This is a genomic window from Mesorhizobium sp. WSM1497 (genome assembly GCF_001672455.2).
GTDB lineage: Bacteria > Pseudomonadota > Alphaproteobacteria > Rhizobiales > Rhizobiaceae > Mesorhizobium > Mesorhizobium ciceri.
In genome coordinates this window covers 3171183-3194005 of the sequence record NZ_CP021070.1, presented here as the reverse complement: position 1 = coordinate 3194005, position 22823 = coordinate 3171183, and the positions used below count along the sequence as shown (strand labels likewise).

The 22823-nt window shown below is 64.1% G+C and carries 24 protein-coding genes and 1 pseudogene; 12 read left to right on the top strand and 13 right to left on the bottom strand.

Annotation, left to right across the window (positions count from 1 at the left end):
* Positions 1–59 precede the first annotated feature (59 nt).
* The gene (locus A9K65_RS15480) at positions 60–950 is read right to left on the bottom strand and encodes an NmrA family NAD(P)-binding protein (RefSeq protein WP_064993970.1); all 891 of its coding nucleotides are present in this window, start codon (positions 948–950) and stop codon (positions 60–62) included.
* Positions 947–1129, bottom strand: a complete 183-nt coding sequence (locus A9K65_RS15475) for a DUF1127 domain-containing protein (protein WP_013530655.1) — start codon at positions 1127–1129, stop codon at positions 947–949. The genes A9K65_RS15480 and A9K65_RS15475 overlap by 4 nt, the downstream gene beginning before the upstream one ends.
* A gap of 217 nt (positions 1130–1346) precedes the next feature.
* Between A9K65_RS15475 and A9K65_RS15470 the strand changes: the two genes are divergently transcribed.
* Positions 1347–2258 carry a transcriptional regulator GcvA gene (locus A9K65_RS15470; protein WP_064993971.1) on the top strand — a complete coding sequence of 304 codons (912 nt, stop codon included), beginning with the start codon at positions 1347–1349 and terminating at the stop codon, positions 2256–2258.
* 52 nt (positions 2259–2310) lie between these two features.
* On the opposite strand, the gene A9K65_RS15465 is transcribed toward A9K65_RS15470, so the two are convergent.
* Both A9K65_RS15465 and A9K65_RS15460 read right to left on the bottom strand, forming a co-directional pair.
* Positions 2311–2523 carry a 4-oxalocrotonate tautomerase family protein gene (locus A9K65_RS15465; RefSeq protein ID WP_013530653.1) on the bottom strand — a complete coding sequence of 71 codons (213 nt, stop codon included), beginning with the start codon at positions 2521–2523 and terminating at the stop codon, positions 2311–2313.
* A gap of 69 nt (positions 2524–2592) precedes the next feature.
* A pseudogene (locus A9K65_RS15460) lies at positions 2593–3331 on the bottom strand (SDR family oxidoreductase).
* 103 nt (positions 3332–3434) lie between these two features.
* Here A9K65_RS15460 and A9K65_RS15455 point away from each other — a divergent pair.
* A complete protein-coding gene (locus A9K65_RS15455) occupies positions 3435–4328 on the top strand; it encodes a LysR family transcriptional regulator (RefSeq protein WP_064993972.1) in 894 nt (297 codons plus the stop codon).
* Positions 4329–4351: 23 nt separating this feature from the next.
* Here A9K65_RS15455 and A9K65_RS15450 read toward each other — a convergent pair whose 3' ends face one another.
* The gene (locus A9K65_RS15450) at positions 4352–5578 is read right to left on the bottom strand and encodes a flavin-dependent oxidoreductase (protein ID WP_024501707.1); all 1227 of its coding nucleotides are present in this window, start codon (positions 5576–5578) and stop codon (positions 4352–4354) included.
* A gap of 240 nt (positions 5579–5818) precedes the next feature.
* Between A9K65_RS15450 and A9K65_RS15445 the strand changes: the two genes are divergently transcribed.
* The 5 genes from A9K65_RS15445 (at position 5819) to A9K65_RS15425 (ending at position 10869) form a co-directional block, all read left to right on the top strand.
* Positions 5819–6844 (top strand): GlxA family transcriptional regulator, encoded by a 1026-nt coding sequence (locus tag A9K65_RS15445; protein WP_064993973.1) that lies wholly within the window; start codon positions 5819–5821, stop codon positions 6842–6844.
* A gap of 183 nt (positions 6845–7027) precedes the next feature.
* Positions 7028–7888: a xanthine dehydrogenase family protein subunit M gene (locus A9K65_RS15440; protein ID WP_064993974.1), complete on the top strand. Its 861-nt coding sequence runs from the start codon at positions 7028–7030 to the stop codon at positions 7886–7888.
* Complete coding sequence (locus A9K65_RS15435) at positions 7888–8364, top strand: (2Fe-2S)-binding protein (protein ID WP_064994074.1); 477 nt, start codon at positions 7888–7890, stop codon at positions 8362–8364. Before A9K65_RS15440 ends, A9K65_RS15435 begins: the two co-directional genes overlap by 1 nt.
* Position 8365: 1 nt before the next feature.
* The gene (locus A9K65_RS15430; protein WP_024501710.1) at positions 8366–10636 is read left to right on the top strand and encodes a xanthine dehydrogenase family protein molybdopterin-binding subunit; all 2271 of its coding nucleotides are present in this window, start codon (positions 8366–8368) and stop codon (positions 10634–10636) included.
* Positions 10624–10869: a MoaD/ThiS family protein gene (locus A9K65_RS15425; protein ID WP_024501711.1), complete on the top strand. Its 246-nt coding sequence runs from the start codon at positions 10624–10626 to the stop codon at positions 10867–10869. Before A9K65_RS15430 ends, A9K65_RS15425 begins: the two co-directional genes overlap by 13 nt.
* Positions 10870–11157: 288 nt before the next feature.
* On the opposite strand, the gene A9K65_RS15420 is transcribed toward A9K65_RS15425, so the two are convergent.
* The 4 genes from A9K65_RS15420 to A9K65_RS15405 form a co-directional block, all read right to left on the bottom strand.
* The gene (locus A9K65_RS15420) at positions 11158–13215 is read right to left on the bottom strand and encodes a TRAP transporter permease (RefSeq protein ID WP_013530644.1); all 2058 of its coding nucleotides are present in this window, start codon (positions 13213–13215) and stop codon (positions 11158–11160) included.
* 86 nt (positions 13216–13301) lie between these two features.
* Positions 13302–14291, bottom strand: a complete 990-nt coding sequence (locus A9K65_RS15415; RefSeq protein ID WP_024501713.1) for a TAXI family TRAP transporter solute-binding subunit — start codon at positions 14289–14291, stop codon at positions 13302–13304.
* A 111-nt stretch (positions 14292–14402) separates the two neighbouring features.
* Positions 14403–14711 carry a hypothetical protein gene (locus tag A9K65_RS36490; RefSeq protein ID WP_064993975.1) on the bottom strand — a complete coding sequence of 103 codons (309 nt, stop codon included), beginning with the start codon at positions 14709–14711 and terminating at the stop codon, positions 14403–14405.
* Between the two features lie 32 nt (positions 14712–14743).
* Positions 14744–15100, bottom strand: coding sequence for a hypothetical protein (locus A9K65_RS15405; protein ID WP_024501714.1), 357 nt, complete (start codon positions 15098–15100; stop codon positions 14744–14746).
* Between the two features lie 257 nt (positions 15101–15357).
* Here A9K65_RS15405 and A9K65_RS15400 point away from each other — a divergent pair, with 257 nt between their 5' ends.
* On the top strand, positions 15358–15798 hold the full coding sequence (locus tag A9K65_RS15400; protein ID WP_024501715.1) for a hypothetical protein: 441 nt from the start codon (positions 15358–15360) through the stop codon (positions 15796–15798).
* 3 nt (positions 15799–15801) lie between these two features.
* On the opposite strand, the gene A9K65_RS15395 is transcribed toward A9K65_RS15400, so the two are convergent.
* Positions 15802–17424: an ABC-F family ATP-binding cassette domain-containing protein gene (locus A9K65_RS15395; protein ID WP_013530640.1), complete on the bottom strand. Its 1623-nt coding sequence runs from the start codon at positions 17422–17424 to the stop codon at positions 15802–15804.
* Positions 17425–17705: 281 nt separating this feature from the next.
* Between A9K65_RS15395 and A9K65_RS15390 the strand changes: the two genes are divergently transcribed.
* Positions 17706–17993, top strand: a complete 288-nt coding sequence (locus tag A9K65_RS15390) for a hypothetical protein (RefSeq protein ID WP_084015840.1) — start codon at positions 17706–17708, stop codon at positions 17991–17993.
* Positions 17994–18084: 91 nt separating this feature from the next.
* Here the strand turns inward: A9K65_RS15390 and A9K65_RS15385 are convergent, their stop codons facing one another.
* Positions 18085–19218, bottom strand: a complete 1134-nt coding sequence (locus tag A9K65_RS15385; protein WP_224621835.1) for a transporter substrate-binding domain-containing protein — start codon at positions 19216–19218, stop codon at positions 18085–18087.
* Between the two features lie 241 nt (positions 19219–19459).
* Entirely contained in the window at positions 19460–20059 is a 600-nt protein-coding gene (locus A9K65_RS15380) for a YdeI/OmpD-associated family protein (RefSeq protein WP_064993977.1), read from the bottom strand.
* A 264-nt stretch (positions 20060–20323) separates the two neighbouring features.
* Here A9K65_RS15380 and A9K65_RS15375 point away from each other — a divergent pair, with 264 nt between their 5' ends.
* Positions 20324–20935, top strand: a complete 612-nt coding sequence (locus tag A9K65_RS15375; RefSeq protein WP_064994075.1) for a hypothetical protein — start codon at positions 20324–20326, stop codon at positions 20933–20935.
* 21 nt (positions 20936–20956) lie between these two features.
* Here A9K65_RS15375 and A9K65_RS15370 read toward each other — a convergent pair whose 3' ends face one another.
* A complete protein-coding gene (locus A9K65_RS15370; protein WP_027160820.1) occupies positions 20957–21430 on the bottom strand; it encodes a cupin domain-containing protein in 474 nt (157 codons plus the stop codon).
* Between the two features lie 65 nt (positions 21431–21495).
* Between A9K65_RS15370 and A9K65_RS15365 the strand changes: the two genes are divergently transcribed.
* Positions 21496–21957 (top strand): MarR family winged helix-turn-helix transcriptional regulator, encoded by a 462-nt coding sequence (locus tag A9K65_RS15365; protein WP_063172635.1) that lies wholly within the window; start codon positions 21496–21498, stop codon positions 21955–21957.
* Between the two features lie 129 nt (positions 21958–22086).
* A complete protein-coding gene (locus A9K65_RS15360) occupies positions 22087–22815 on the top strand; it encodes an SDR family oxidoreductase (RefSeq protein WP_064993978.1) in 729 nt (242 codons plus the stop codon).
* The last annotated feature ends 8 nt before the right edge of the window (positions 22816–22823 follow it).

Here is a 22823-nt window from a genome sequence, read left to right as displayed (position 1 = left end):
CGCGAGCCGGATTCATCGGCCGCGCCGACGACGTCAGCTTCAGCGCCGCGCTCCTGTTCCTACCGCCCAGTGGCGCCCGCCATCGCAACAAAGGCGCTCTCGATGGTCTCGAAAGCCAGCTCCGGATACAGCACCCCGGCTTCCGGCGTGGCCGTCTCGAGCGCGGTCTCGCCGCGTATCCAGAATGCCCGCAGCAGTCCGAGCCAGGGGGCTGACGCGATCATCGCCTCAAGCTCCGCCGCACTCTGAGGCACGATGCGCGGCGAGCGGCCGCTCACCCGGCGCCACAGATCGATCATTTCGTTCTGGGTGATCTTGTTTCGGGCGATGCGGATCTCGCTGCGGTTGGCCTTGGGATCGTTCAACGCGCGCAAGGTGACGGCGGCGATGTCCTTCTCGCTGACAAACGTCGCCGGCACATCGCCACCGCCATAAAGCGTCACCTCATCGGGCGGCAAGGGCGACGAGCCAAAGCGCATCAGATCGCCCAGCGTCGCCACCCAGGTCGAAAAGAAGCCGTTGGTGTAGATCACCGTGTAGGGCAGATCGGCTTGCCTGATCGCGTCGAACACGCCTCGCTTGAGATCGAGCGGCGGGATCGAGCCCGGGGCGGCGGCGGCGAAGTCGAGGCCGAAGCCGGCGGAAGGCACATAGCGGGAAACGCCGGCATCCCTCAGCGCCCGCACCAGCGTCATCTCGCTGGCCGAATGCACATGCACCGAGCTGATGACGCGGTCCACCGCACTGGCGGCGCGGACAAGGCTGTCATAGTCGTCGAGATCGCCGACGTGGATTTTGGCGCCGAGCTCCTTCAGCGAATGCAGCCGCTCTTCATCGCCGGCTGTTGCCGGACGAACCAGAACGTGCAGGCGATCGCCATTGCGGGCGCTGGCCTTCGCCATCTCGCTGCCCAGCAGCCCCGTCGCGCCGATGATCAGGGTGCTGGTCATATCGACCTCCCATTGCGCAGGATGGAGCCGTCCCAGTCGCGCTCGAATCCGATGTCGTGCAAGCGATGGTTCGAGAAGCGTGAAACTTGGCGCAGCATGCGGCGGCGCTCGACGACTGCAGAGGCTCTGAGTGCAAGACCGCTCGTCGCGGCGCTGATGGATTCGAGAATCGGTTTCATGGTTCGTCTCCTGTGGTTCAGTAGGCGCAAGCGTGCCGACGCCGTCCGCAAGGGGACAAGCATGACGATTGCTCACACTGTTTCTGGTCGTTCAGCGCAGCGGCGAGATGGGAAAGCCGATCAATATCCGCTGCTACCCCTATAGATTGGACATTTCCGGGCTGGACGACAAACGACTCTTTGTGCAGGATTTGTGAGCAACACTCACAGGTGGACCATGCCGCGCAGACTGCCGCCCCTCACTGCCTTGCCCGCCTTCGAGGCCGCCGCCAGGCATCTGAGTTTTTCCAAGGCGGCGGGTGAGCTCAACGTCACCCATGGCGCGGTCAGCCGCGCCATCCGCAACATCGAGGACAGACTGGGCATCCAACTTTTCGATCGGGGAACGAGGTCCGTGCGCCTGACGTCGGTCGGCGCGGCCTACGCATCGGAAGTCAGGACGGCGCTGGACCAGATCGCCGCCGCCACCATCGCCGCCACGCCCGACCGCACGGCAGGCATCCTGAATGTCAGCACATCGGACGGTTTTGCCGGCCGCTGGCTGGTGCCGAGGCTGCATCGCTTCCACCGCGCAAACGCCGACATCGACGTGCGGCCGTCGACCTCGGGCGTGCTTTCCGATTTCGTCAGCGACGGCATCGACATCGCCATCCGCTACGGCAAGGGCGGCTATACCGGGGTGACGGCGGAGTTTCTCGCTGATGAAGAGGTCTTCCCGGTCTGCAGCCCGGAACTGCTGCAAGGCGAACATCCGCTGCGCCAGCCCGGGGATCTCCGGCATCACAAGCTGATCCACGACGCCTTTCGCATCGACTGGGCAACATGGCTGCAACAGGCCGGCGTGGACGGCATCGATCCCAAGCGCGGCGTGCGCTTCGATTCCGCCACCTTCGCCGTCGAAGCCGCGGTGCATGGCGAAGGCGTGTTGCTCGGCCGAAGCGCGCTGGTCTCGGCCGACCTCGCTGCGGGGCGGCTGGTTCGTCCCTTCGATCTCGCGCTGAAATCCGCCTCGCGCTACTACGTCGTCTACCGTGACGGCGCGCTGCGCCAGCAAAAGATCAAGGCGTTCCGCGACTGGCTGTTTGCCGAAGTGGCCGCCGACTGGGTCGGTGCGACGAAGGATGGCTGATGCGGCAAGGGTTCAATTTGTGAAAGGCACCTCTTCGAGGTCTAGCCCTGCACTACTCCTTCGCGCGAAAAACTTCCGGCACGACGAACACTTCGTCGGCCCGGCCATAGCCTCCGTCGGCGACCTCCTCGACCAGCACCATCGTGTAGGGGCGCACGCCCTCACCGAAAAAGTCGACGAACATCGCGGTCGTCCGATGGATGAGGTCTTCCTTCTGCGCTTTGGAGAGGGCCGCTTGCGGTAGCTTGATGTTGGCGAATGGCATGATGTTTCCTTAGCTTTTCGAGTGTGGAAGTCAGGCAGTCAGGAGAGCCAAGCCGGCCTGGTTGCCGCCTCAGACCACGCCGCCATTGGCGCGGATGATTTGCCCGTTGACCCAGAAGCTGTCCGGACCGGCCAGGAACGAGACCAGCCCGGCAATGTCGTCGGGCTGGCCGAGCCGGCCGAGCGGGATCATCTTGCCGATGGCCTCGATCTGCGCCTCGCTCTTGCCGTCCGTGAACAGCGCGGTCTCGATCGGTCCGGGCGCCACCGCGTTGACGGTGACACGGCGCGCGCCAAGCTCCTTGGCCAGGATGTGGGTCATCGCCTCGACACCCGCCTTTGTGGCGGCGTAAACGCCGTAGGCCCGACTGGTAGAGACCGACGACGCTGCTGGAAAAATTGACCATGCGGCCGCCGTCGCGAAGCCGGCGCGCACCTTCCCGCATGCCGCGAAACACGCCGCCGAGATTGATCGCGATCTGGGTGTCGAACGAAGCATCGTCGGTCTGCGCGATCGGCGAAATCTTCATGATGCCGGCATTGTTGACGAGGATGTCGATGCCGCCGAACGCCTTCTCGCCGGCGTCGAACAGCACGGCGATGCCGTTCGGATTGGCGATATCGGCCTGCACGGCGATCGCCCTGCCGCCGCCGGTCTCGATCGCGCGGACCAGTTCTTCGGCCTCCGCGCGGCCCCGTGCATAGTTGACGACAACGGCGACGCCGTCACGGGCGAGCCGCTGTGCGATGGCGGCGCCGATGCCTTTGGAGGCGCCGGTCACGATCGCGGTTCTGGTTTGATTTGTCATCGAAGTCTCTCCGCGTTGTTGGTGACACGGATATAGGCCAAGCCGAATTCCGGATAATCATCCACCCATTGACATCACTATTCGGGAACTGCGAACAAAGAGCATGGATCGGCTGGACACGATGCGGCTCTTTGTTCGCGTTCTGGAGCGGCGCAGCTTCACCGCTGCGGCGGCCGATCTCGGCCTGCCGCGCTCAACCGCGACGGAAGCCATCCGGCGGCTGGAGGAGCAACTCGGCGCGCGGCTGCTGGAACGAACGACACGGCAGGTGAACGCCACCCAGGATGGTGAAGCCTACTATCGGCGCTGCCTGTCGATCCTGGCCGAGATCGAGGATGCCGAGGCCGCCTTCCGCAACGCCGAGCCTTTCGGCCTGCTGCGCATCGACGCCAGCACGCTGCTCACCCGCACATTCCTGTTGCCGCGCCTGCCGGAGTTTCTCGACCGCTATCCCCGCATCGACCTGCAGATCGGCCAGAGCGACCGGCTGGTCGATCTCGTGCGTGAAGGCGTGGACTGCGTGATCCGCGTCGGCGAGCCGCCCGACAGCGGCATGATCATGCGGCGGCTCGCGATGATCCGCGAGATCACCTGCGCCAGCCCCGCCTATCTCGAGCGCCACGGCACGCCCGCCTCCCCCGATGCGCTCGACGATCACCAGGCGGTGGGCTTTGTCTCGTCGCGCACCGGAGAGACCCTTCCGTTCGAATTCACTGTCGCCGGCAATATCCGTGAGGTGCGGCTGCCCGGCCGCGTCTCCGCCAACAATTCCGATACCGCCGCCGACCTGGCGCGGCTTGGCCTCGGCCTCATCCAGGCGCCGCGCTATCGCTTCGAGAAAGATCTGGCCGAAGGGACGCTGGTCGAGGTGCTGGCCGACTACCCGCCATCGCCGACGCCGCTGTCGGCGCTCTACCCGCAGAACCGTCAGCTCTCGCCGCGCCTTCGCGTCTTCCTCGACTGGGCCTCGCGCATCTTCGCCGAGGCAAACCTGTAGGCTGCAAAACGCGCCACTCGCGATCAACTCGGCTTTGCAAACCCGGCCAGGGACGCATAGCCGCGTACCACGCTTTTGCGTTCTTCGCGCGAAGCGACGGCGTCGATGTCATCAAAACCATGCGGCGCCCGGGCCTCGACCATGTCTATGACCGCTTCCGGTCCGCCTTGCCGATTGGCGAGCACGATGGCCGATGTGGCCGGCCGCCGCTCCCCGTCATACCGTGTTAGCGCGGCTTCGACGGTCGGTCCTGCGGCCAGATGCATCGCAAGGCAACCAGCGTCGAGTATTGCCTGGCTGGCTCCGTTCGACCCCACCGGGTACATGGGATGCGCCGCATCGCCGAGCAGCGTCACCCGCCCGAACGACCATCGTGGCAGCGGGTCGCGGTCGCAGTTCGGATATTCGTAGAAGCCATCCGTTGCCTGGATGATCGAGGCAGGGTCGACAAAATCAAGCTGAAACCGGTCACGCACGAAGGGCAGCACATCGTCGATCACGCCCGGGCGGCTCCAGTCGCCGGGACGTAACGGTGATGAGCCGCTATCGCCGGTATTGGCCATTACCGCCCAGTTCGTCAGCCTGGTCTCTTCGCGATCCGGCTCGATCGGATAATAGACGAACTTGGCGAAGTTGCCGCCGGCAACCGCCATGGTGCGCCCGTCGCGCCAGACCGGCCATGGCGTGGCGCCGCGCCACAGCATCGTGCCGTTCCAGATCGGCGGCCCTTCTTCGGGATAGAGCACGGCCCTGACGGCGGAATGGATCCCGTCGGCGCCTATGAGCAGGTCGCCATGGGCCTCGCCGCGCGAGCCGTCATGCCGGCGGAAATGCGCCACGACCTCGCCCTCGTTCTGCTCGAAGGCATCGACACGGCTTGCCGTGCTGATGACGTCGCCGCCAAGCCTGTTCACCACGGCCCGGTGAATCAGCCCCAGCAGCCTGCCGCGATGAATGCTGATTTGCGGAACCTCATAGCCAGCATCGATGCCCCGCAATTCCTGCCATACGATCTGGCCGAAGCGGTTGGTGTAGACAAGCTCGCGTGTCCTCACCCCCTCCGCGTCGAGCGCCGGCATCAGCCCAAGCCCGGCCAGCGCCTTGACAGCGTGAGGCAGCATGTTGATGCCGACGCCAAGTTCGCGGATGTCGTCGGCCCGCTCGAAAAGTTCGACCTCGATGCCTGCCTCATGCAGGAACAGAGCAGTGGTGAGGCCGCCGATACCGGCCCCGGCGATCAATGCTTTCATCAGTCACTCCCTTGCCGTGAAAAGTCCCCCCGAGCCGGCCAGATGCCCGTCGACTTCGCGACGTCACGGCGATGCGCGTGGCCAGGGATATTCGAGTTGCATGGCGACGAGGTCTGCCGTGCGGGCAGCGATGGCGCGCAGCGTTTCGTCCAGGACTTTTGCCGGTCTCCAGATGGCTTGACGACGAGGCTACCGGCGTTAGGTTTCGTCCGAAATGACATAAATCGGGCGAATACTGCCATGCGCAGGCACGTTGCCGTCGTCGTTCACCCCGGTTTCCAGCTTCTGGATGCGGCCGGGCCGACAACCGTCTTCGAGATTGCGGAGCGCTGCCGCCCGGACAGCTATGAGTTGGTTTTGCTGTCGCCCGGCGGCGGCGACGTTGAAAGCTCCTCTGGCCTGAAGCTTCTCACCAGACCTCTGCGCGACGGCCCTTTCGACACCGTCATCGTATCGGGCGGCGAAATCATCCGTTCCATCGAGGCGATGGACGAGATCGTCGCCTGGTTGAGGCGCGTGCCGGCGCGGCGCACCACCAGCGTCTGCACCGGCGCGTACCTGCTGGCACGGGCGGGATTGCTCGACGGCCGCCGCGCCACCACGCACTGGGCCAGCAGTCACGACTTCCACCGCCGCTACCCGAAGGTCAGGCTGGATGCCGAGCGTATTTTCATCAGGGATGGCGACATCTGGACGTCGGCCGGCATCTCGGCCGGAATAGACCTGGCGCTTGCCCTCGTCGAAGATGACCTTGGCGCTGAAGTGGCGCGCCGCACCGCACAGCAGATCGTCATGCACCAGCGCCGGCCGGGCGGCCAGTCGCAATTCTCGGCCTTCGTCGAACTGGGCGGGCGAACCGGCCGCTTCGCCGCGCTGATCGAGTGGGTGCGGGCAAACCTGGCCGAACCGCTGACCGTCGAATGCCTGGCCGATCACGCGGCCATGAGTCCCCGCAACTTCGCCCGCGCCTTCACGTCCGAGACCGGCGTCACGCCGGCAAAGGCGGTAGAGCGCATGCGCCTCGAGACGGCCCGCACGGCGATCGAGACCAGCCATCTCCCGCTTGAGCGCATCGCCGAAGCCGCCGGTTTTGGCGATCCCGGACGAATGCGGCGCGCCTTCCTGCGTACCCTTGGCCAGCCGCCGCAGGCGTTTCGGGCGGCCGCCGAACACAGGGAGCTTCACTCGGGGCGGCCAAGCAGCGGCTCTGCCGGCTTAAGGGCCGTTCCGGTCCACAAGCGGACAAAAGCGAATGAGCGCACTTGATCCAGACCGAAGTTTCACGAAAATCATTCCAAAGCCGGTTGCTGCCATTCAGTGCGCCACTTTCGGCCTGTTGGACTGGATATTGCGGCGCCTGGCCCAATCGCCGCAGATGACGAACCGGATAGCCATTATGAGGAGACTGTTTATAACGGTCGCTGAAATCGCGATGACCAAGGGGAGACGATGCGCTACATACGTCCGCTTTCAATAGAAGATGCCGTTGGCCAGTTGGCCGGGTCGGCTGGTACGGCCGCCATCCTCGCCGGAGGCAGCGACCTCCTGGTCAGGATGAAGGGCGGCTTTGCCGAACCAGAGTTGATCGTCGACATCAAGGCGATCGATGGCTTGAGCGAGATCCGGGAAACGGCTGAAGGCTTCAGCATCGGCGCCGCGGTCCCTTGCGCCGTCCTGGGGGAGAACATCGCCCTCAAGAAGGCATGGCCTGGTGTCGTCGAGGCGGCCAAGCTGATCGGCTCCAAGCAGGTGCAGGGCCGCTGCACCATCGTGGGCAATCTCTGCAACGCCTCGCCGGCTGCCGACAGCGTGCCGGCGCTGGTTGCCGCCGGCGCCAGGGCAGTGGTCGTCGGGCCGGCGGGCAGGCGCACGATCCCCGTACAGAGCGTGCCGACCGCGCCGGGCAAGACGTCGCTGGCCAAAGGCGAGATCATCGAGGCGATCCTGCTCGACAAGCGCGAGCCGCGGTCTGGCGATGCCTATCTGCGTTTCATTCCACGCACCGAGATGGACATCGCGGTGGTCAGCGCCGGGGTGAACCTGACGCTCGACGAGCACGGTGTCGTCAAATCGGCCCGCGTGGCGCTGGGCGCCGTGGCGGCGACGGTGCTTCTGGTCGAAGAGGCCGCGGAGGTGCTCGTCGGCTCCAGGCTGGACGAGGCGACGCTGGAACGGCTCGCCAAGGTCTGTGCGGGCGCCTGCCGTCCCATCGACGACAAGCGCGGCACTATCGAATTCAGACGAAAAGTTGCGGGTGTGCTGGCCCAGCGGGCCGCCACATCAGCCTATGCACGTGCAGGAGGCAAATGATGGCTGGAATTGCAGTTTCAACGACAATCAACGGCGATGCTGTCGAGTATCTGTGCCAGCCCGACGAGACGCTGCTCGACGTCCTGCGCGATCGGCTGGGGCTGACGGGCGCCAAGGAAGGCTGCGGCACCGGCGACTGCGGCGCCTGCAGCATTATCCTCGACGACCGGTTGGTGTGCTCATGCCTGGTGCTCGGCGCCGAGGCTGAAGGCGGTCGCGTTGAGACCATCGAGGGCATGGCGCATGGCGATACGCTGCACCCGCTGCAGCAGAAATTCCTCGAGCACGCCGCATTGCAATGCGGCATCTGCACGCCGGGCTTCCTGATCGCGGCCAAGGACCTCCTGGCCAAGAACCCCGACCCGACCGAGGAGGAAATCCGCTTCGGCCTTGCCGGGAACCTCTGCCGCTGCACCGGCTACGACAAGATCGTGCGCGCCGTCCAGGATGCGGCCATCGTGATGAAGGGAGCCTGAGATGAATTTCGATCCACGTTTTTCCGGACGTAAATTCGCCTCCGTCGGCACACGTCCGATCCGTCCCGACGGCATCGACAAGGTGACGGGCCGCGCGCGCTACGGCGCCGACTTCAACATGGCCGGCCAGCTGGTCGGGCGCGTTCTGAGAAGCCCGCACGCCCACGCCAGGATCGTCAAGATCGACACGTCGAAAGCGGAAAAGCTCGCCGGCGTCAAGGCGGTGATCACCGCGGCCGACCTGCCCGACCTCACCGATGGCGATGCCGCCATGTACGACGTCCTCGACAATTGCATGGCGCGCACGAAAGCGCTCTATGACGGCCACGCGGTGGCCGCGGTCGCCGCGATCGACGCCCGCACCGCCAGGCAGGCGCTGAAGCTCATCGAGGTCGAGTACGAGCTTTTGCCGCACGTCACCGATGTCGACGAGGCGGCGAAGCACACGGCGCCCTTGATCAATGATGCCATCTTCACCGAGGGCCTTGAGGAAAAACCGGTAAAACCCTCCAACGTCACCAAGCGCAGCCAGTTTGGCCATGGCGATGTCCATCAGGGTTTCGGGCAGGCCGACTTCATCGTCGAGCGCTCCTTCAAGACCGAGCAGACGCACCAGGGCTATATCGAGCCGCATGCCTGCGTGGCGAATTTCAGTTCCGACGGCACCGCCGACCTTTGGGTGTGCACGCAGGGCCATTTCGTCTACCGCCAGCACTGCGCCCAGTTGCTTGGCATGGAAGCCTCGAAACTGCGCGTCACCTCCTCGGAGATCGGCGGCGGTTTTGGCGGCAAGACCCATGTCTGGGCCGAGCCGGTGGCGCTGGCGCTGTCGCGCAAGGCAGGACGGCCGGTGAAGCTGGTGATGACCCGCGACGAGGTGTTCCGCGCCTCGGGCCCGACCAGCGCCACCTCGATCGACGTCAAGATCGGCGCCCGCAAGGACGGCACGATCACCGCCGCCGAAGCGACGCTGCGCTACAGCTGCGGCCCGTATGCCGGCTCCTGGGCCGAGATCGGCGCCATGACCGCGTTCGCCTGCTACAAGCTCGATAACGTCAAGACGGTCGGCTACGAAGTGCTGGTCAACCGGCCGAAGACCGCGGCCTATCGCGCGCCCTCGGCGCCGATGGCGGCGTTCGCGGTGGAAAGCGCTGTCGACGAGCTGGCCAAGAAGATCGGCATGGATCCGGTCGACTTCCGGATCAGGAACGCCGCGCAGGAAGGCACACGGTCCTCCTACGGTCCGGTCTACGGCCCGATCGGCATCGGCCCGACGCTCGAGGCGGTGAAGAGCCATCCGCACATGAAGGCGCCGCTGGGCAAGAACCAGGGCCGCGGCATGGCTTGCGGCTTCTGGTTCAACTTCGGCGGCCAGACCTGCACCGACCTCAACATCGGCATGGACGGCTCGGTCTCGCTTGCCGTCGGCACAGTCGACGTCGGTGGTTCGCGCGCGTCGCTGTCGCTGGTGGCGGCGGAGGAACTGGGCATCGACTATTCTCAGGTCAAGGCGATCGTCGCCGACACGTCCAGCCTCGGCTACAACGACATGACGGACGGCAGCCGCGGCACCTTCTCCTCTTCCATGGCAACGATCTCGGCCGCTCGCAACGCGATCAAGATCCTGCGCGAGCGCGCCGCGCAGATGTGGGACATTGCCGTCGACGACGTGGTCTGGGAGAAGGGCCACGCGATCGCCAAGGGCGAGAAGCACGGCAATCTCGGCAAGCTGTCGCTGAAGGAGATCGCGGTCGAGTCGGGCAAGACCGGCGGGCCGATCGCCGGCCACAGCGAGCTCGTCGCCGATGGCGCCGGCGTCTCCTTCGCCACCCATATCTGCGATATCGAGGTCGATCCCGATACCGGGGCCGCCAGGGTCATCCGCTACACGGTCGTGCAGGACGCCGGCAAGGCGGTGCACCCGACCTATGTCGAGGGACAGTACCAGGGGGGCGCCGCGCAAGGCATCGGCTGGGCGCTCAACGAGGAGTATATCTACGGCAAGGACGGGCGGCTGCAGAACGCCGGCTTCCTCGATTACCGCATCCCGGTCTGCTCGGACCTGCCGATGATCGACACCCAGATCCTCGAGATCCCCAACCCTAACCACCCTTACGGGGTGCGCGGCGTCGGCGAGACGTCGATCGTGCCGCCGCTGGCGGCGATCGCCAATGCGGTGTCGAACGCCGCGGGCGTGCGCATGACGCACATCCCGATGTCGCCGCCGCGCATCCTTGCCGCGATCGAGGCGGAACGGGAATGGTCGAAGTAACGCTCTGGGGCTCGCTCGCCGCGACCGCCGGAGGCAACAGCAAGGTCGAGATCGAGGCCAAGGACATAAGGGAGCTGTTCAGGAAGCTGGCTGAACAGTATCCCGGCCTCGAGCCCTTGATCGACAAAGGCATAGCCGTTGCGATCGACGGGACGATCTATCGGGATACGTGGTCGAAGAAGCTGCCGGAGGGGGCGGAGATTTTTCTGCTGCCGCGATTGGCGGGGGGATAGGCGGACACATGGCAGGGTAAAAGGTGCACTGTCACCGTAATTCTAAGAAGGCCAAAAGCCGCTGTTGGATTCGACCGGGAGGAGGGTCTGATTTGCGCCCCATGCCGGTCATCGCCACGGCTCATCGCCTCTTCTCACGAGCGGACATCTTCGCGACTAGGCTGAAGCTCGCTCGGCGCCGAGAACCCGCAGCGGAATGTCGATGGTCCGCCCTCTCATCTTTCCGTCCGCCCACCGCATATGCGCGACGTCGAAACTCCGGGAAGGATTGCGTTGGAGCGGCGCTGATCAGACTGGTTGCGCCTCTTCAGTGTGGCGTGCGTTCCATTGGCGCAGCAGGACCGGGACCAAAAGCGCCACGCCGAGTAGCGAGGAATAGAGTTCGGGTGCCACCAGAAGCAGGGCGGCGAACACGAGCAGCACGTTTTCCCATGGGCGTGTGCGCACCAGAAGATAGCGCGATAGCGCGGCGCCCAGGCAGGTGATGCCCAGCACGCAGCCGAAAAAGGCGAGGAAGAAGTTCGGCCAGGTGAAATCCTTCGTCACCAGCAGCAGGGACGGTGAGAAGACGAACACGAAAGGAACCAGTGCCTTACCCATCCCCAGCCGGAAGGCGGTGTTGCCGGTCTTGAACGGGTCCGCCCCCGCCATGCCAGCGGCGGCGTACGCCGCCAGCGCCACCGGTGGCGTGATGTCCGCCAGCAGTCCGTAATAGAACACGAAGAAGTGAGCGACGATCGGCTCGGTGCCGAGCATGACAAGCGCCGGCGCCGCGATCGTCACCATAATGATGTAGTTCGCGGTCGTCGGGATGCCGCAGCCCATCAGGATGCAGACGACGCCAGTCATGATCAAGGTGAACAATAGGGTCAGGCCCTGGGCCGAGAAGATCGCCTCGGGAATGAAGGTGCCGAAGAGAAGGGAAAGGTGTCCGGCCGTCGATGTGACGATGTAGGACAGCTTGAAGCCCACTCCGGTCAGGGTGACGACGCCCACGACGATGCCGACGGTTGCGGCAGCGGCTCCGACTGCGAGCGCATATTTGGCGCCGTCGCGCAGGCACGTCACGATGTCGGCGACCGACATGCGCCGGCGCGGATTGAGCAAGCCGACGAGAATACACAAGGTGATGCCCCAGAAGGCGGCCATGTAGGGCGTGTAGCCCGAGAGCAGCACGCCGATGAGAACGACGAGCGGGATGATCGTCGGCCAGTCCCGCTTCAGCGCCTCGACGACATCGGGCATCTCGTCCGGCCTGAGCCCCCTGAGGCCGGTTCGCTTGGCCTCGAAATGCACCTGCATGAACACGCCAAAGAAGTGCATGAAGGCGGGCACGATGGCGGCAAGGATGATGGTCGTGTAGGGCAGTTCGAGAAATTCGATCATCAGGAAGGCCGCTGCGCCCATGATCGGCGGCGTCACCTGACCGCCGGTCGAGGACGCCGCTTCCACCGCTGCGGCGAAATGTTTCTTGTAGCCGAGCTTGATCATCGCCGGGATGGTCAGCGAGCCGACGGTAACGGTGTTGGCGACCGACGAGCCGGAAATCATGCCGAACAACGCCGAGCCGAAGATCGACACCTTGGCGGGACCGCCGGCGTAGCGGCCGGCGACCCACGCCGCGCAGTCGAGGAAGAGCTGGCCGAGGCCAATGCGGGTGGCGAAGACGCCGAACAGCACGAAGTGGAAGACGTAGGTGGCGACGACGCCGAGCGCGATGCCGTAGATGCCCTGCGTCGTCAGATAAAGGTGATCGACAAGCTGGGAGACGGACGCGCCGGGGTGCACCAGAATGCTCGGCATGTACCGCCCCAACAGCGCGTAGGCCATGAAGACGACGGCGATGATGGGCAGCGGGATGCCGACGGAGCGGCGCGTCGCCTCCAGCAGAAGCAGGATGAGGATAAGGCCGAACACCACGTCGAGCGCCGTGGGATTGCCGACGCGGAAGGCAAGGTCGTCGAGCGGGATCATAGGCACGTGCATGACGACGACGACCGCAGCGATCGCCAGCAGCCAGTCGAAAAGGGGTATGCCGAGCGGCCGCAGGAGGCTGGACCGCGCGGGCTGGTCGTAGCTTTTCTTCACCAGCGGGAAGACGAGGAAGATCAGCGCCAGCACCATCGACAGGTGGATGCCCCGGTGCAGCATTTCTTGCAGCAGGCCGAAACCGGCGGTGTAGTAGTGAAACAGTGACAGCGCCACCAGGAGGAAGCCGACCAGCCAGCCCGCGACACGGGTCAGTGGCCGGAAGCGGATTTCGGAGTCGAATTTCTCCTCCAGTTCGCGAGCGTTCTCCTCATCGAACTCCATTGCGGAAAGCTTGATCTTGTCGTCATCGCTCATGGCCGGTTCCGTGTCCTGAATTTCCAGACAAAAGAGGCGGAAAGCATCCCTTCCGCCTCGTTGTTGTCAGCCGGTCCAAATGGCTCTTATTTCAGGGTGCCGACTTCCTTGTAGAATTTCTCTGCGCCGGGATGAAACGGAATGCCAGCGCTGGTAACCGCGTTCTGGAGCGTGATCAGCTTGCCCTTGGCGTGGCCTGCCTGCAGGGCCTTTTGGGTTTCGTCGCTGTAAAGCGACTTGACGATCTTGTAGACGAGGTCGTCGGTCTGCTTGGCGCTGGTCACCCATTGAGCGGCGACGGAAATGGTCTTGGTTTCGCCGACATTTTTGTAGGTGCCTTCCGGCACGGTATCGGTGGAGAAGAACTTCTGCTCGGACAGCAGCTTGTCGGCCTCGGGGCCGGTGATCGGCACCAGCGTGATGTTGTTGGTGGTGGCAAGCTCAACGATTGCGCCGGTCGGATAACCACCGACGAAGAAATAAGCGTCCATGGCGCCATCCTGCAGCCGCTCTCCGGCCGGGCCAGGCTTGAGATATTCGGGCTGCACGTCCTTTTCAGCCAGACCGTAAGCGCCAAGCACAAGTCGCGCATCGACGATGGTGCCGGAGCCCGGCTCGTCAAGAGAGACGCGTTTGCCCTTGAGATCCGCCACCGACTTAATGCCGGCGTCGGCACGCGCGACCAAATGGATCGTCTCGGGATAAAGCGTCGCGATGAGGCGCAGGTCGTCAACCTTGGGCTTGCCCTCATAGAGGCCGGTGCCCGAATGCGCCCAGTAGGCGACGTCGGATTGCGTGAAGCCCGATTCGGACGCGCCCGACTGGATGGCGCTGATGTTGGCCACCGAACCGTTGGAGGACGTGGCGGTGGCGACCAAGCCTTCGACGCCGGCCGCCCCGGTTGCCGAGATGGCGTTGGCGATCAGGCCGCCCACCGGATAGTAGGTGCCGGACGTTCCGCCCGTGCCGATGCGGAAAAACGCCTGCTGCGCGCGTGCCGGCGAAAATCCGGCCGCAGCCAAAGCCAGAGCGCCCGCGCCTATGGAAAAGGTGCGGCGGTTGATCGAAATAGTCATGCTACCTCCCAGTCTAAAAACCGGCAGGATGTTGCAGCGGCCAAGGTGTTGTCAACCTGTACACGCTTTTTGAGAGCGGATCGGTCCTCGCGGGCTGGCCGTGGCGCATCCTCAATAGGTGCAAATTTTGAAGAAGCACCAAAATTCGATCTGAGCCTTTATCATTGGTTGAACGGCAGTAGTTCGCATCCTTGCGTCAAAAAGCTGCCTGTCTGAATTCGGCTTATTTGAGGGTTGTGGAGGAGAGATAGGGGCGGGTTGAGGTGAATGGCTGCGTTTGGGCCGCCGCCTTGCCCCCTCCGGCATCTGCAGGATGGTCAAGAGCGTCGTCAGCACGGTCAGGATCAGGGCGCCGAGGATGGTGCCGGTGTAGACACCGCGGCCGCCGAAGATCGAGGTGCCGCCAATGACGGCGGCCACCCCGGCGCCTTCCGCCCGGAAGGCGCGGCAGGCTATGGATACTTGGTCGGCGGTACGGCAGGGTTCAAATCGCCCTGCAGTTCCTTCGGCAGCGGCAGGCTTGAGCATTGCAGGTGCACTTCGCGGGCGAACAGCTTTCGTTGCTTCTGCTCATGCTCCTTGATGGCTGCGACGAGCCCCATCGAGTATGGACCAAGCAAGACGCCGAAACCCCACCCCGGATGCTCTTTCTCGCGAGCCTCGTAATCCGAAGCCGCCCTGCGGGCCTGCTGGCATGCCGGGGAGGCCCATTTCTGGTCCTGCTGCGAAAGCGACGCCTCATAGTCGACCGGGGAGGTCGCGCACCCAGCCACTGCCGCAGTCAATGCGAGGCAGATTGCGTTTCTCATCCGAAGCCTCTCCTAAGCCTTGTGAAGGGCCTGCATAGACCTGTTCATCCCACAAGGCGATAGCTGCGGTCAGGTGCCCTCCCCACCCTCCGCAACCCGCCGCCCTCTCCCCGGCTTTCCCGCAGCCGGATTCGAACGATGCCTGGAACCAAATCACGGGGCCTGGAACCAAACCACGGGCGAGACTGTTCAGTTGTAACTTTGATCCCACGCTGACATCCCGGCCGGCAAAGCGGCGACATTGAGGAGTTCTCACCATGAAGATTTCATCCGGATTTCGTTCCATCGCGGTTGCCGCCATCGCCACCGCAAGCATCGGCTTTGCCAGCGCCGCGCATGCCGACAGCGGCACCATCCGCTTCGCCGTCTACAAGGCGGCCTTCTTCGTCGGTGGCTCCGGAGGCGAAGGAACGCTGACCTTCCATGGCCGCCGCTATCCCATCTCGGTCGGCGGCGTCTCGGGCGGTCTCGCCTTCGGCGTTTCCAAGACCTATTTCCGAGGTACCGTGCGCCACATCAAACGTGCGCGGGATGTGACCGGGGTCTATGGTGCGGCGGGCGGTGGCGGCGCGCTTGGCAAAGGGGCTCAGGTGATCGTCATGACCAATGACAAGGGCGCCCAGCTCGAATTGACGGGCAGGCAGGTCGGCCTGCAGGTCAACGCCGACCTCAGTGGCATGAGCATCTCGCTGCGGTAAGGGCTAGCTCCTCAAGCCCGGCGCTTCCTGCCCGGTGCGCTCGACATATTCCGTATAGCCGCCGCCATAGGTGTGGATGCCTTCGGGCGTCAGTTCCAGCACGCGGTTGGAAAGCGCCGCCAGAAAATGCCGGTCGTGCGAGACGAACAGCATGGTGCCCTCGTACTGCGACAGCGCCGTGATCAGCATCTCCTTGGTGGCGATGTCGAGATGGTTGGTCGGCTCGTCCAGCACCAAAAGGTTGGGCGGGTCGAACAGCATCAGCGCCATCACCAGCCGCGCCTTCTCGCCGCCTGACAGCACACGGCATTTCTTCTCGATCTCGTCGCCGGAAAAGCCGAAGCAGCCTGCGAGTGCCCTGAGCGGCGCCTGGCCGGCCTGGGGGAACGCGTCTTCCAGTGTCTGGAACACAGTGCGCTCGCCTTCCAGCACCTCCATGGCGTGCTGGGCGAAATATCCCATCTTGACACTTGGGCCCCGCGCGACCGTGCCGGTATCGGGCTCGGAAGCGCCGGCGACCAGCTTCAGAAGCGTCGATTTGCCGGCGCCGTTGACGCCCATGATGCACCAGCGCTCGCGGCGGCGGACCTGGAAATCGAGCCCCTCATAGATGCTGCGGCTGCCATAGCCCTTGTGGACGTTCTTCAGCGTGACGACATCCTCACCGCAGCGCGGCGCCGGCAGGAAATCGAAGGACACGGTCTGGCGGCGCTTCGGCGGCTCGACGCGGTCGATCTTGTCCAGCTTCTTCACCCGGCTCTGCACCTGCGCGGCATGCGAGGCGCGCGCCTTGAAGCGCTCGATGAAGGCGATCTCCTTGGCCAGCATCGCCTGCTGGCGCTCGAACTGAGCCTGCTGCTGCTTATCGGCGATCGCCCGCTGCTGCTGGTAGAATTCGTAGTTTCCGGAATAGGCGGTCAGCGAACCGGCGTCGATCTCGACCACCTTGTTGACGATGCGGTTCATGAACTCGCGGTCGTGCGAGGTCATCAACAGCGCGCCATCATAGTTCTTCAGGAAGGATTCCAGCCAGATCAGGCTCTCCAGGTCGAGATGGTTCGACGGCTCGTCGAGCAGCATGGCGTCGGGCCGCATCAACAGGATGCGGGCCAGCGCCACGCGCATCTTCCAGCCGCCGGACAGCTTTCCGACATCGCCGTCCATCATCTCCTGCGAAAAGCCGAGACCGTCCAGCACTTCGCGGGCGCGGCCATCCAGCGCATAACCGTCGAGTTCCTCGAAGCGGTGCTGCGCCTCGCCGTATTTTTCGATGATCTCGTCCATCTGGTCGGCCTGCTCGGGATCGGCCATGGCCGCCTCGAGCGCTGCCATCTCGGCCGCGACTTCGCTGACCGGCCCGGCGCCGTTCATCACTTCGGCGACAGCGCTGTGGCCTTCCATGTCGCCGACATCCTGGCTGAAATAGCCGATGGTGACGCCGCGATCGACCTGCACCTGGCCTTCGTCTGGCTGCTCCTGGCCGGTGATCATGCGAAACAGCGTCGTCTTGCCGGCGCCGTTCGGCCCGACGAGGCCGACCTTCTCGCCCTTCTGCAGGGACGCCGACGCTTCGATGAAGACAAGCTGACGGCCGTTCTGCTTGCTGATGCTTTCAAGTCTGATCATGCGGTGTCCGGGGAATTTTGCTTGCGTGAAACGATTTGCCCGGCGCCTTACGCGAAGGATAGCCGCAAAGGAAGAGGCGCAAGCGCCGCACTCCGCCGATCTCCCCCCTCGTGGGGGAGATTGGCAGCTTCACCGCCAGACACACTCCAGAAACAAGATTCAACATCCGGGAAAAATCGCGAAAACATCGCCTGTCATAACCACCCTCGCGGCGGTCACGCGGCCTGCGGCACAACGCGAAGAAATGGTCCCGAAACATGCAACGACGTTCGACCGGATGGATGGGTGCCCTGACAGGCATTTCGCTCGCCATGCTGGCCGTCGCACAATCGGGGGCGGAAGCAGCGGTCACCCGGAGCGAATATTGCAGCCGGCTCGGTCTTCAACTCGACGGAGCCATCCAGACCAAAGCCAAACCCGGTGCCAGTGCGAGCCAGATCGCCGAGGCAACGGCACTCCAGGACAAGGCGAACCGGTTCTGTGCCGAGCGCAAGCAGGCGCAAGGCATCCGGACCTATGCCAATGCCCTGAAACTTCTTGGCGTGACACCGGTCGACCTGGACCAGTGACAGCAACCATCCATCCCTGAAAGACAGGCCGCCACTCTCGGATAGCGACGGCGGTTCTTCCAGCGCATAGCACCGCTGAAATTGCTGCCGGCTACTTCTCGCCCAGATACTGGAAGACGGCCTGCTTCCACCAATCGCTTTCGATGGTCTGCAGGAGGGCGACATCGAGAGACTTGCGCAACGGGCTGCCGAGCGGCAGCGCAATGGCATATTGCTGCTGGTCGAACGTCGCATCGAGAACCTGCAGGCTTGTCGCGTAATTCTGCCCGACCAGCCAGCCAAGCAGCGGCTTGTCGTGCACCAGCGCGTCGATCTTGCCGGCGCGAAGCGCGTTGAGGCCTTGCTGGATCGAGGCAAAGTCCTGATGACGGATCTGGGTCGAATCCAGATAGGACGCCGTCGACGAGCTCTGCACCGCGCCGACCCTGACCGCGGCGAGATCGCTTTCGCCCTGCACCATGCCTTCCATCTGCGTCACCGTCAGCACCGATGTGACACCCGCAGTGAACACCGCGATCGCGATGATCGATCCCATCATCCAGAGCGCGGCCAGCACGCGCCCCGGCACGGTTCGCGGGCCGAAATCACCGGTGCTGGCCTGCGTCGCGGCGATGGTCGACCACCACATGCTGGAAAACAGTCCCTTGGCGACGCCGCCGCCGAAATCGTCATTGTGCCGGCGTTCGAACATCCAGATGAGGACGCCGACCACCACCGATATGATGACCAGCGCCAGAACCGCCTGCAGGAAGCCGAACGACGTCAGGGCATGCAGCACCGGCCGCCATGACGGCTGGTTGTTGAGCGGCGTCGCGATGCCGAGCCCGGTCGTGAAGAAGGGCTGCGTGAAGTCGACGGCCTTTTCGCGGTCAGCCGTGACCGTGATCGCGGCCATCGCCGCATCGAATCTGCCGCTGACGACGCCATCGATCTGGTCCTGCACGGCAGGCACTTCGACATAGTGGAAGCGCAGGTTGAGCCGCCCGGCCATTTTCTGCCAGAGGTCGATGCTCAATCCCGACCAGCTGCCGTCCTGCAGCTTGAACGCAAAAGGCGGCGCCTGTTTTATCCCGACCGAGATCTCTTTTGCCGGCGAGGCCGAGGGGGAAGCCAGGTCGGGAGAAGTCTGATCGGGCGAAGTCTGGGCAAGCGTGACCCCGGCTCCCACACACGCGACGATGACAATGAGACCCAGCGCCATCGTCCACGAAGCAACTCTTCTCAACGGCAACGACTCCCAGCGACCGGTCCGCCGCTCGATCGTCGCGGCTTTCGAAGGGTAGCCGCCGTGCCCTCCTCCGTCCACCAGCGATGTCGTTGCTGAAGCGGCCGCGCCACGCCGACCCCGAATTGCGCGAAAACAAGCAGTTGGAACAATTTCGCGATTCAAATCCTGAAGCGCTTCGCGCAACGAGGGATCCCTTGAGGACAGGCTTGCGGCGCCGAAGACGAACTCGCGCCAAACCTCACTTCCTGCCTTGTGGATGGATCGTCTCACCGCGCTTCAGCATTGCCAGAAACGCTTCGATCTTCCTCTTGCGCCCGGCCTCCGTCTTCATGTTGTGAATGCGGAAGGCGAGCGCGAAGCGGTTTTGCGCGCTGAGCTTTGCCAACATCGCCTTCGCAGCGGGTTCGGCGTCTATGGCCGCTTGCAAATCATCGGGAATTTTCATCTCCTTGCCGCTGCCATAGGCGCGCGCCCAGCGCCCGTCCGCCTTCGCCGCTTCGACCTGTTTGAGCCCATGCTCGGTCATGCGGCCCTCCTCGACCAGCCGCGCCACATTGTCGATGTTGATCAGGCTCCAGATGCTCTTCCTGCCGCGCGGCGTGTAGCGCTGCAGGAAGCTCTTGTCGTCCAACCCTTTGCGCACCGCATCGATCCAGCCGAAGCACAGCACCACGTCGATGGCTTGCTTGGGGGTGATCGATTTCAATCCCGACCCCACCTTGTGCACCTTGATCCAGACTTCGGTTTCCGTGGCGTGGTGCTTGCTCAGCCAGGCGTAGAAGCCGGCAGGATCCGCGAATTCGTGGACCTTGGCGGGATCGACCTTGATCGGCGCCATCAGTCGGCCTGCCCGTTCGATGCTGTTGCCCCTCGCGTCATCGCTCTCACTGTCGTCCTGCCTCCGGCATCATGCCCATCGTCATTGGCCAGCATCGTGGCATGAATTGCTGTCAGTTTCCGGCAGCAAACTTGGCAGGCGCGCACGGCGTTCCTTCGCGCCCGTCGGCCCGAACATTTTTCTTCCCGCCCCACTGTAGAAAGTCCCGGAATACCTGCCATGCTCGTGCTCGGGCACGCCGTCTCGCTCCCGGGGGAATACGCCATGAAATCTCTGTTGCTCGCCTTTGTGTTGTTTCTCCCCACGGCCACCCTCGCCGAGCCGATCGAAACCCGGAAGATCATCACGGCTGTGACTGGCGATTTCAATGGCGACGGCGCCGTCGATCTTGCCATGGTGGTGGAGACCGAACCCGGCCATCCGATGGACGTCCACTTCTTCCTCAGGGACAAGGAGCACAATTACCTCAAACCCGTCGAGATCGTGCACGAGCAGATCCAAGGGGAATGGAACGGCTACGAGCGGGCGGGCTACGAGAACTCCGACACCGAGCCGGAACTGACGATGCTGCCCAACGGCTCGATCAAATTCTACCTGCCAGCGATGGAGATCGGCAGCGAACGGACCGACATGACGCTGACCATCGCCTGGCGCAATGATGCCTTCATCGTCGCCGGCTTCGCCTATGACCACTATGACTATTTGAAGGAGAATGCCGAAAGCGCCTGCGAGTACAATGTGCTGACCGGCAAAGGCACCAGCAGCGAAAAGCAGCCGGACGGCAGCACCAAGCACAGGAACGTCTCGGTCGAAGGCCAGACCATCGCCTTCAAGGACTGGAACCCCGGCACCACCTTCAGCGCTTGCGGCGCGTGACCGGCGCCTCTTCGACCGACTTCAGCTTGGCGGCGGCGCTGCCGGCGTCAGCCCGTGGCGGCGCATGATGTCCATCATCCCAGCCTTGTCCGGCGGACCGCCGGCGGCGGCGTGGAACATGGCGAATATCTCGCGGAAATAGTCCGGACCGATCGCCGCTGGTGTGACGACGCACAGCGCTTTCGCATCCGCGCTGCCATTGTTGTCGAAGCGATGGACTGCGCCACGCGGGATGCACAGCGCTTCTCCCGGTCCGACCTCGATCGGCTTGCCGTCGACGGTCCAGGTCAGCACCCCTTCAATGCCGTAGATCGTCTCTTCGTAGTGATCATGGCTGTGCGCCGGCGCCAGCAGGCGCAGTCCGCTGGCAACCCTCAACTCAAAGGCGGCGATGCTGCCGTTCGAACTGTCGCCCGTCACCAGGAAGCGAATCGACAGCCCCTTGTCGCCGATGGTCTCATTGGCTGGATTGACCTGAAGATTCATGACCGACATTGCGCAAACCCCTCCGGTAAATTACATTTACTCGCTATCAGTAAATTCAATTTACCGGATCGTCAATGCCCACCTCAACGGAAGTTCTACAGACCAAGACCGAGAACCTGCTGATCGGCGCCCTGCTGCGCGTGCCGGCACAAGCGATCCAGCGGCGGCTGATCAAGGAGCTCAACGCCGCCGGTTTCGACGAATTGCGCCTGCCGCATATGGCGGTGTTGCAGTTTCCCGGACCGGACGGCGCGCGGCCCGGCACCATCGCCGAGCGTGCCGGCATGAGCAAACAGGCCATCAACCAGCTGCTCAGCAGTCTCGAAGGGTACGGCTACCTCGTCCGGTCCGACATTCCCGGCGATGGCGGTGCGCGCGTGGTGCGGTCCACCGAACGCGGTCATGCCGCGTTCTGGAAAATGGTCGATATCCTGCACGACATCGAGGAGGAATGGCGCACCGAACTTGGGCAGGAGCGCTTTGCCCAGCTGAAAGCTCTGCTGTTTGTCGTCTGGGAAAGTCCGCTGGTGCGCTGAGCCAGAGACGGCGCTCGTCCGCCCTGCTCCATCGGCCTTTCCGATGGCACTATCGGTTTCTTCCGTTTCCTTCTGTCGCGCCGAACTGCCAATTCCTGCCCTTGTCCATCCAAGCAAAGGCAGAGCGAAATGAGCATTTCGAAACAGAAAATCCTGATCGTCGGCGGCGGCTCCGGCATGGGTCTGGCGCTGGCCCGGCACTGCGTGGAGGCCGGTGCGGCGGTTGTCATCGCCGGGCGCGGCCAAGACCGGCTGCGGCAGGCGCGCGAGGCGCTCGGCAATCCCGCCGGGCTGGAGACGGCCGTCGTCGACATCGCGCGCGAAGACCAGGTCTCGGCGCTGTTCGCAGCGATTGGCGGACTCGACCACATCGTCAGCACCGCAGCCGACATCGAAGGCGCCTATCGGCCGCTGCCGGAGCTTGACCTGAAGGCGGCGCAAAGGGTGGTGGAGAGCAAGCTGTATGGCCCGCTGCTGCTCGCCAAGCACGGTGCGCCGCGGCTGGCAGCATCCGGCTCCATGACCTTCGTCTCCGGTATCGCCGCCTATCGCCCAGCCGCACGCGGCTCCGTCGTTGCTGCTGTCAACGCAGCGCTCGGAGGCCTCGTGCGGGCGCTGGCGGTCGAGTTGGCGCCGATCCGCGTCAATGCCGTGTCACCCGGCTGGGTCGACACCACGATCTGGGCGCAAGTGGCCGGCGACAGGAAGGACGAGACGTTGGCCGCGATGGCCAAGCGGCTGCCGGTCGGGCGGATTGGCCAACCCGATGATATCGCCGACGCCATCGCCTTCCTGATCGGCAATGGCTTTACCACGGGAACGACGCTGCATGTCGAGGGCGGCCACCGCCTGATCTGAACCGCCGC

Coding starts and splice junctions, on each gene's coding strand:
- A9K65_RS15395 (WP_013530640.1), bottom strand. CDS start 17,424: ATGATCAGACTTGAAAGCATCAGCAAGCAGAACGGCCGTCAGCTTGTC.
- A9K65_RS15405 (WP_024501714.1), bottom strand. CDS start 15,100: ATGAGAAACGCAATCTGCCTCGCATTGACTGCGGCAGTGGCTGGGTGC.
- A9K65_RS15365 (WP_063172635.1), top strand. CDS start 21,496: ATGCCCACCTCAACGGAAGTTCTACAGACCAAGACCGAGAACCTGCTG.
- A9K65_RS15370 (WP_027160820.1), bottom strand. CDS start 21,430: ATGTCGGTCATGAATCTTCAGGTCAATCCAGCCAATGAGACCATCGGC.
- A9K65_RS15400 (WP_024501715.1), top strand. CDS start 15,358: ATGAAGATTTCATCCGGATTTCGTTCCATCGCGGTTGCCGCCATCGCC.
- A9K65_RS15470 (WP_064993971.1), top strand. CDS start 1,347: ATGCCGCGCAGACTGCCGCCCCTCACTGCCTTGCCCGCCTTCGAGGCC.
- A9K65_RS15445 (WP_064993973.1), top strand. CDS start 5,819: ATGCGCAGGCACGTTGCCGTCGTCGTTCACCCCGGTTTCCAGCTTCTG.
- A9K65_RS15380 (WP_064993977.1), bottom strand. CDS start 20,059: ATGGCGCCGATCAAGGTCGATCCCGCCAAGGTCCACGAATTCGCGGAT.
- A9K65_RS15465 (WP_013530653.1), bottom strand. CDS start 2,523: ATGCCATTCGCCAACATCAAGCTACCGCAAGCGGCCCTCTCCAAAGCG.
- A9K65_RS15420 (WP_013530644.1), bottom strand. CDS start 13,215: ATGAGCGATGACGACAAGATCAAGCTTTCCGCAATGGAGTTCGATGAG.
- A9K65_RS15475 (WP_013530655.1), bottom strand. CDS start 1,129: ATGAAACCGATTCTCGAATCCATCAGCGCCGCGACGAGCGGTCTTGCA.
- A9K65_RS15390 (WP_084015840.1), top strand. CDS start 17,706: ATGGGTGCCCTGACAGGCATTTCGCTCGCCATGCTGGCCGTCGCACAA.
- A9K65_RS15480 (WP_064993970.1), bottom strand. CDS start 950: ATGACCAGCACCCTGATCATCGGCGCGACGGGGCTGCTGGGCAGCGAG.
- A9K65_RS15375 (WP_064994075.1), top strand. CDS start 20,324: ATGAAATCTCTGTTGCTCGCCTTTGTGTTGTTTCTCCCCACGGCCACC.
- A9K65_RS15425 (WP_024501711.1), top strand. CDS start 10,624: ATGGTCGAAGTAACGCTCTGGGGCTCGCTCGCCGCGACCGCCGGAGGC.
- A9K65_RS15435 (WP_064994074.1), top strand. CDS start 7,888: ATGGCTGGAATTGCAGTTTCAACGACAATCAACGGCGATGCTGTCGAG.
- A9K65_RS15430 (WP_024501710.1), top strand. CDS start 8,366: ATGAATTTCGATCCACGTTTTTCCGGACGTAAATTCGCCTCCGTCGGC.
- A9K65_RS15415 (WP_024501713.1), bottom strand. CDS start 14,291: ATGACTATTTCGATCAACCGCCGCACCTTTTCCATAGGCGCGGGCGCT.
- A9K65_RS15455 (WP_064993972.1), top strand. CDS start 3,435: ATGGATCGGCTGGACACGATGCGGCTCTTTGTTCGCGTTCTGGAGCGG.
- A9K65_RS15440 (WP_064993974.1), top strand. CDS start 7,028: ATGCGCTACATACGTCCGCTTTCAATAGAAGATGCCGTTGGCCAGTTG.
- A9K65_RS15360 (WP_064993978.1), top strand. CDS start 22,087: ATGAGCATTTCGAAACAGAAAATCCTGATCGTCGGCGGCGGCTCCGGC.
- A9K65_RS15450 (WP_024501707.1), bottom strand. CDS start 5,578: ATGAAAGCATTGATCGCCGGGGCCGGTATCGGCGGCCTCACCACTGCT.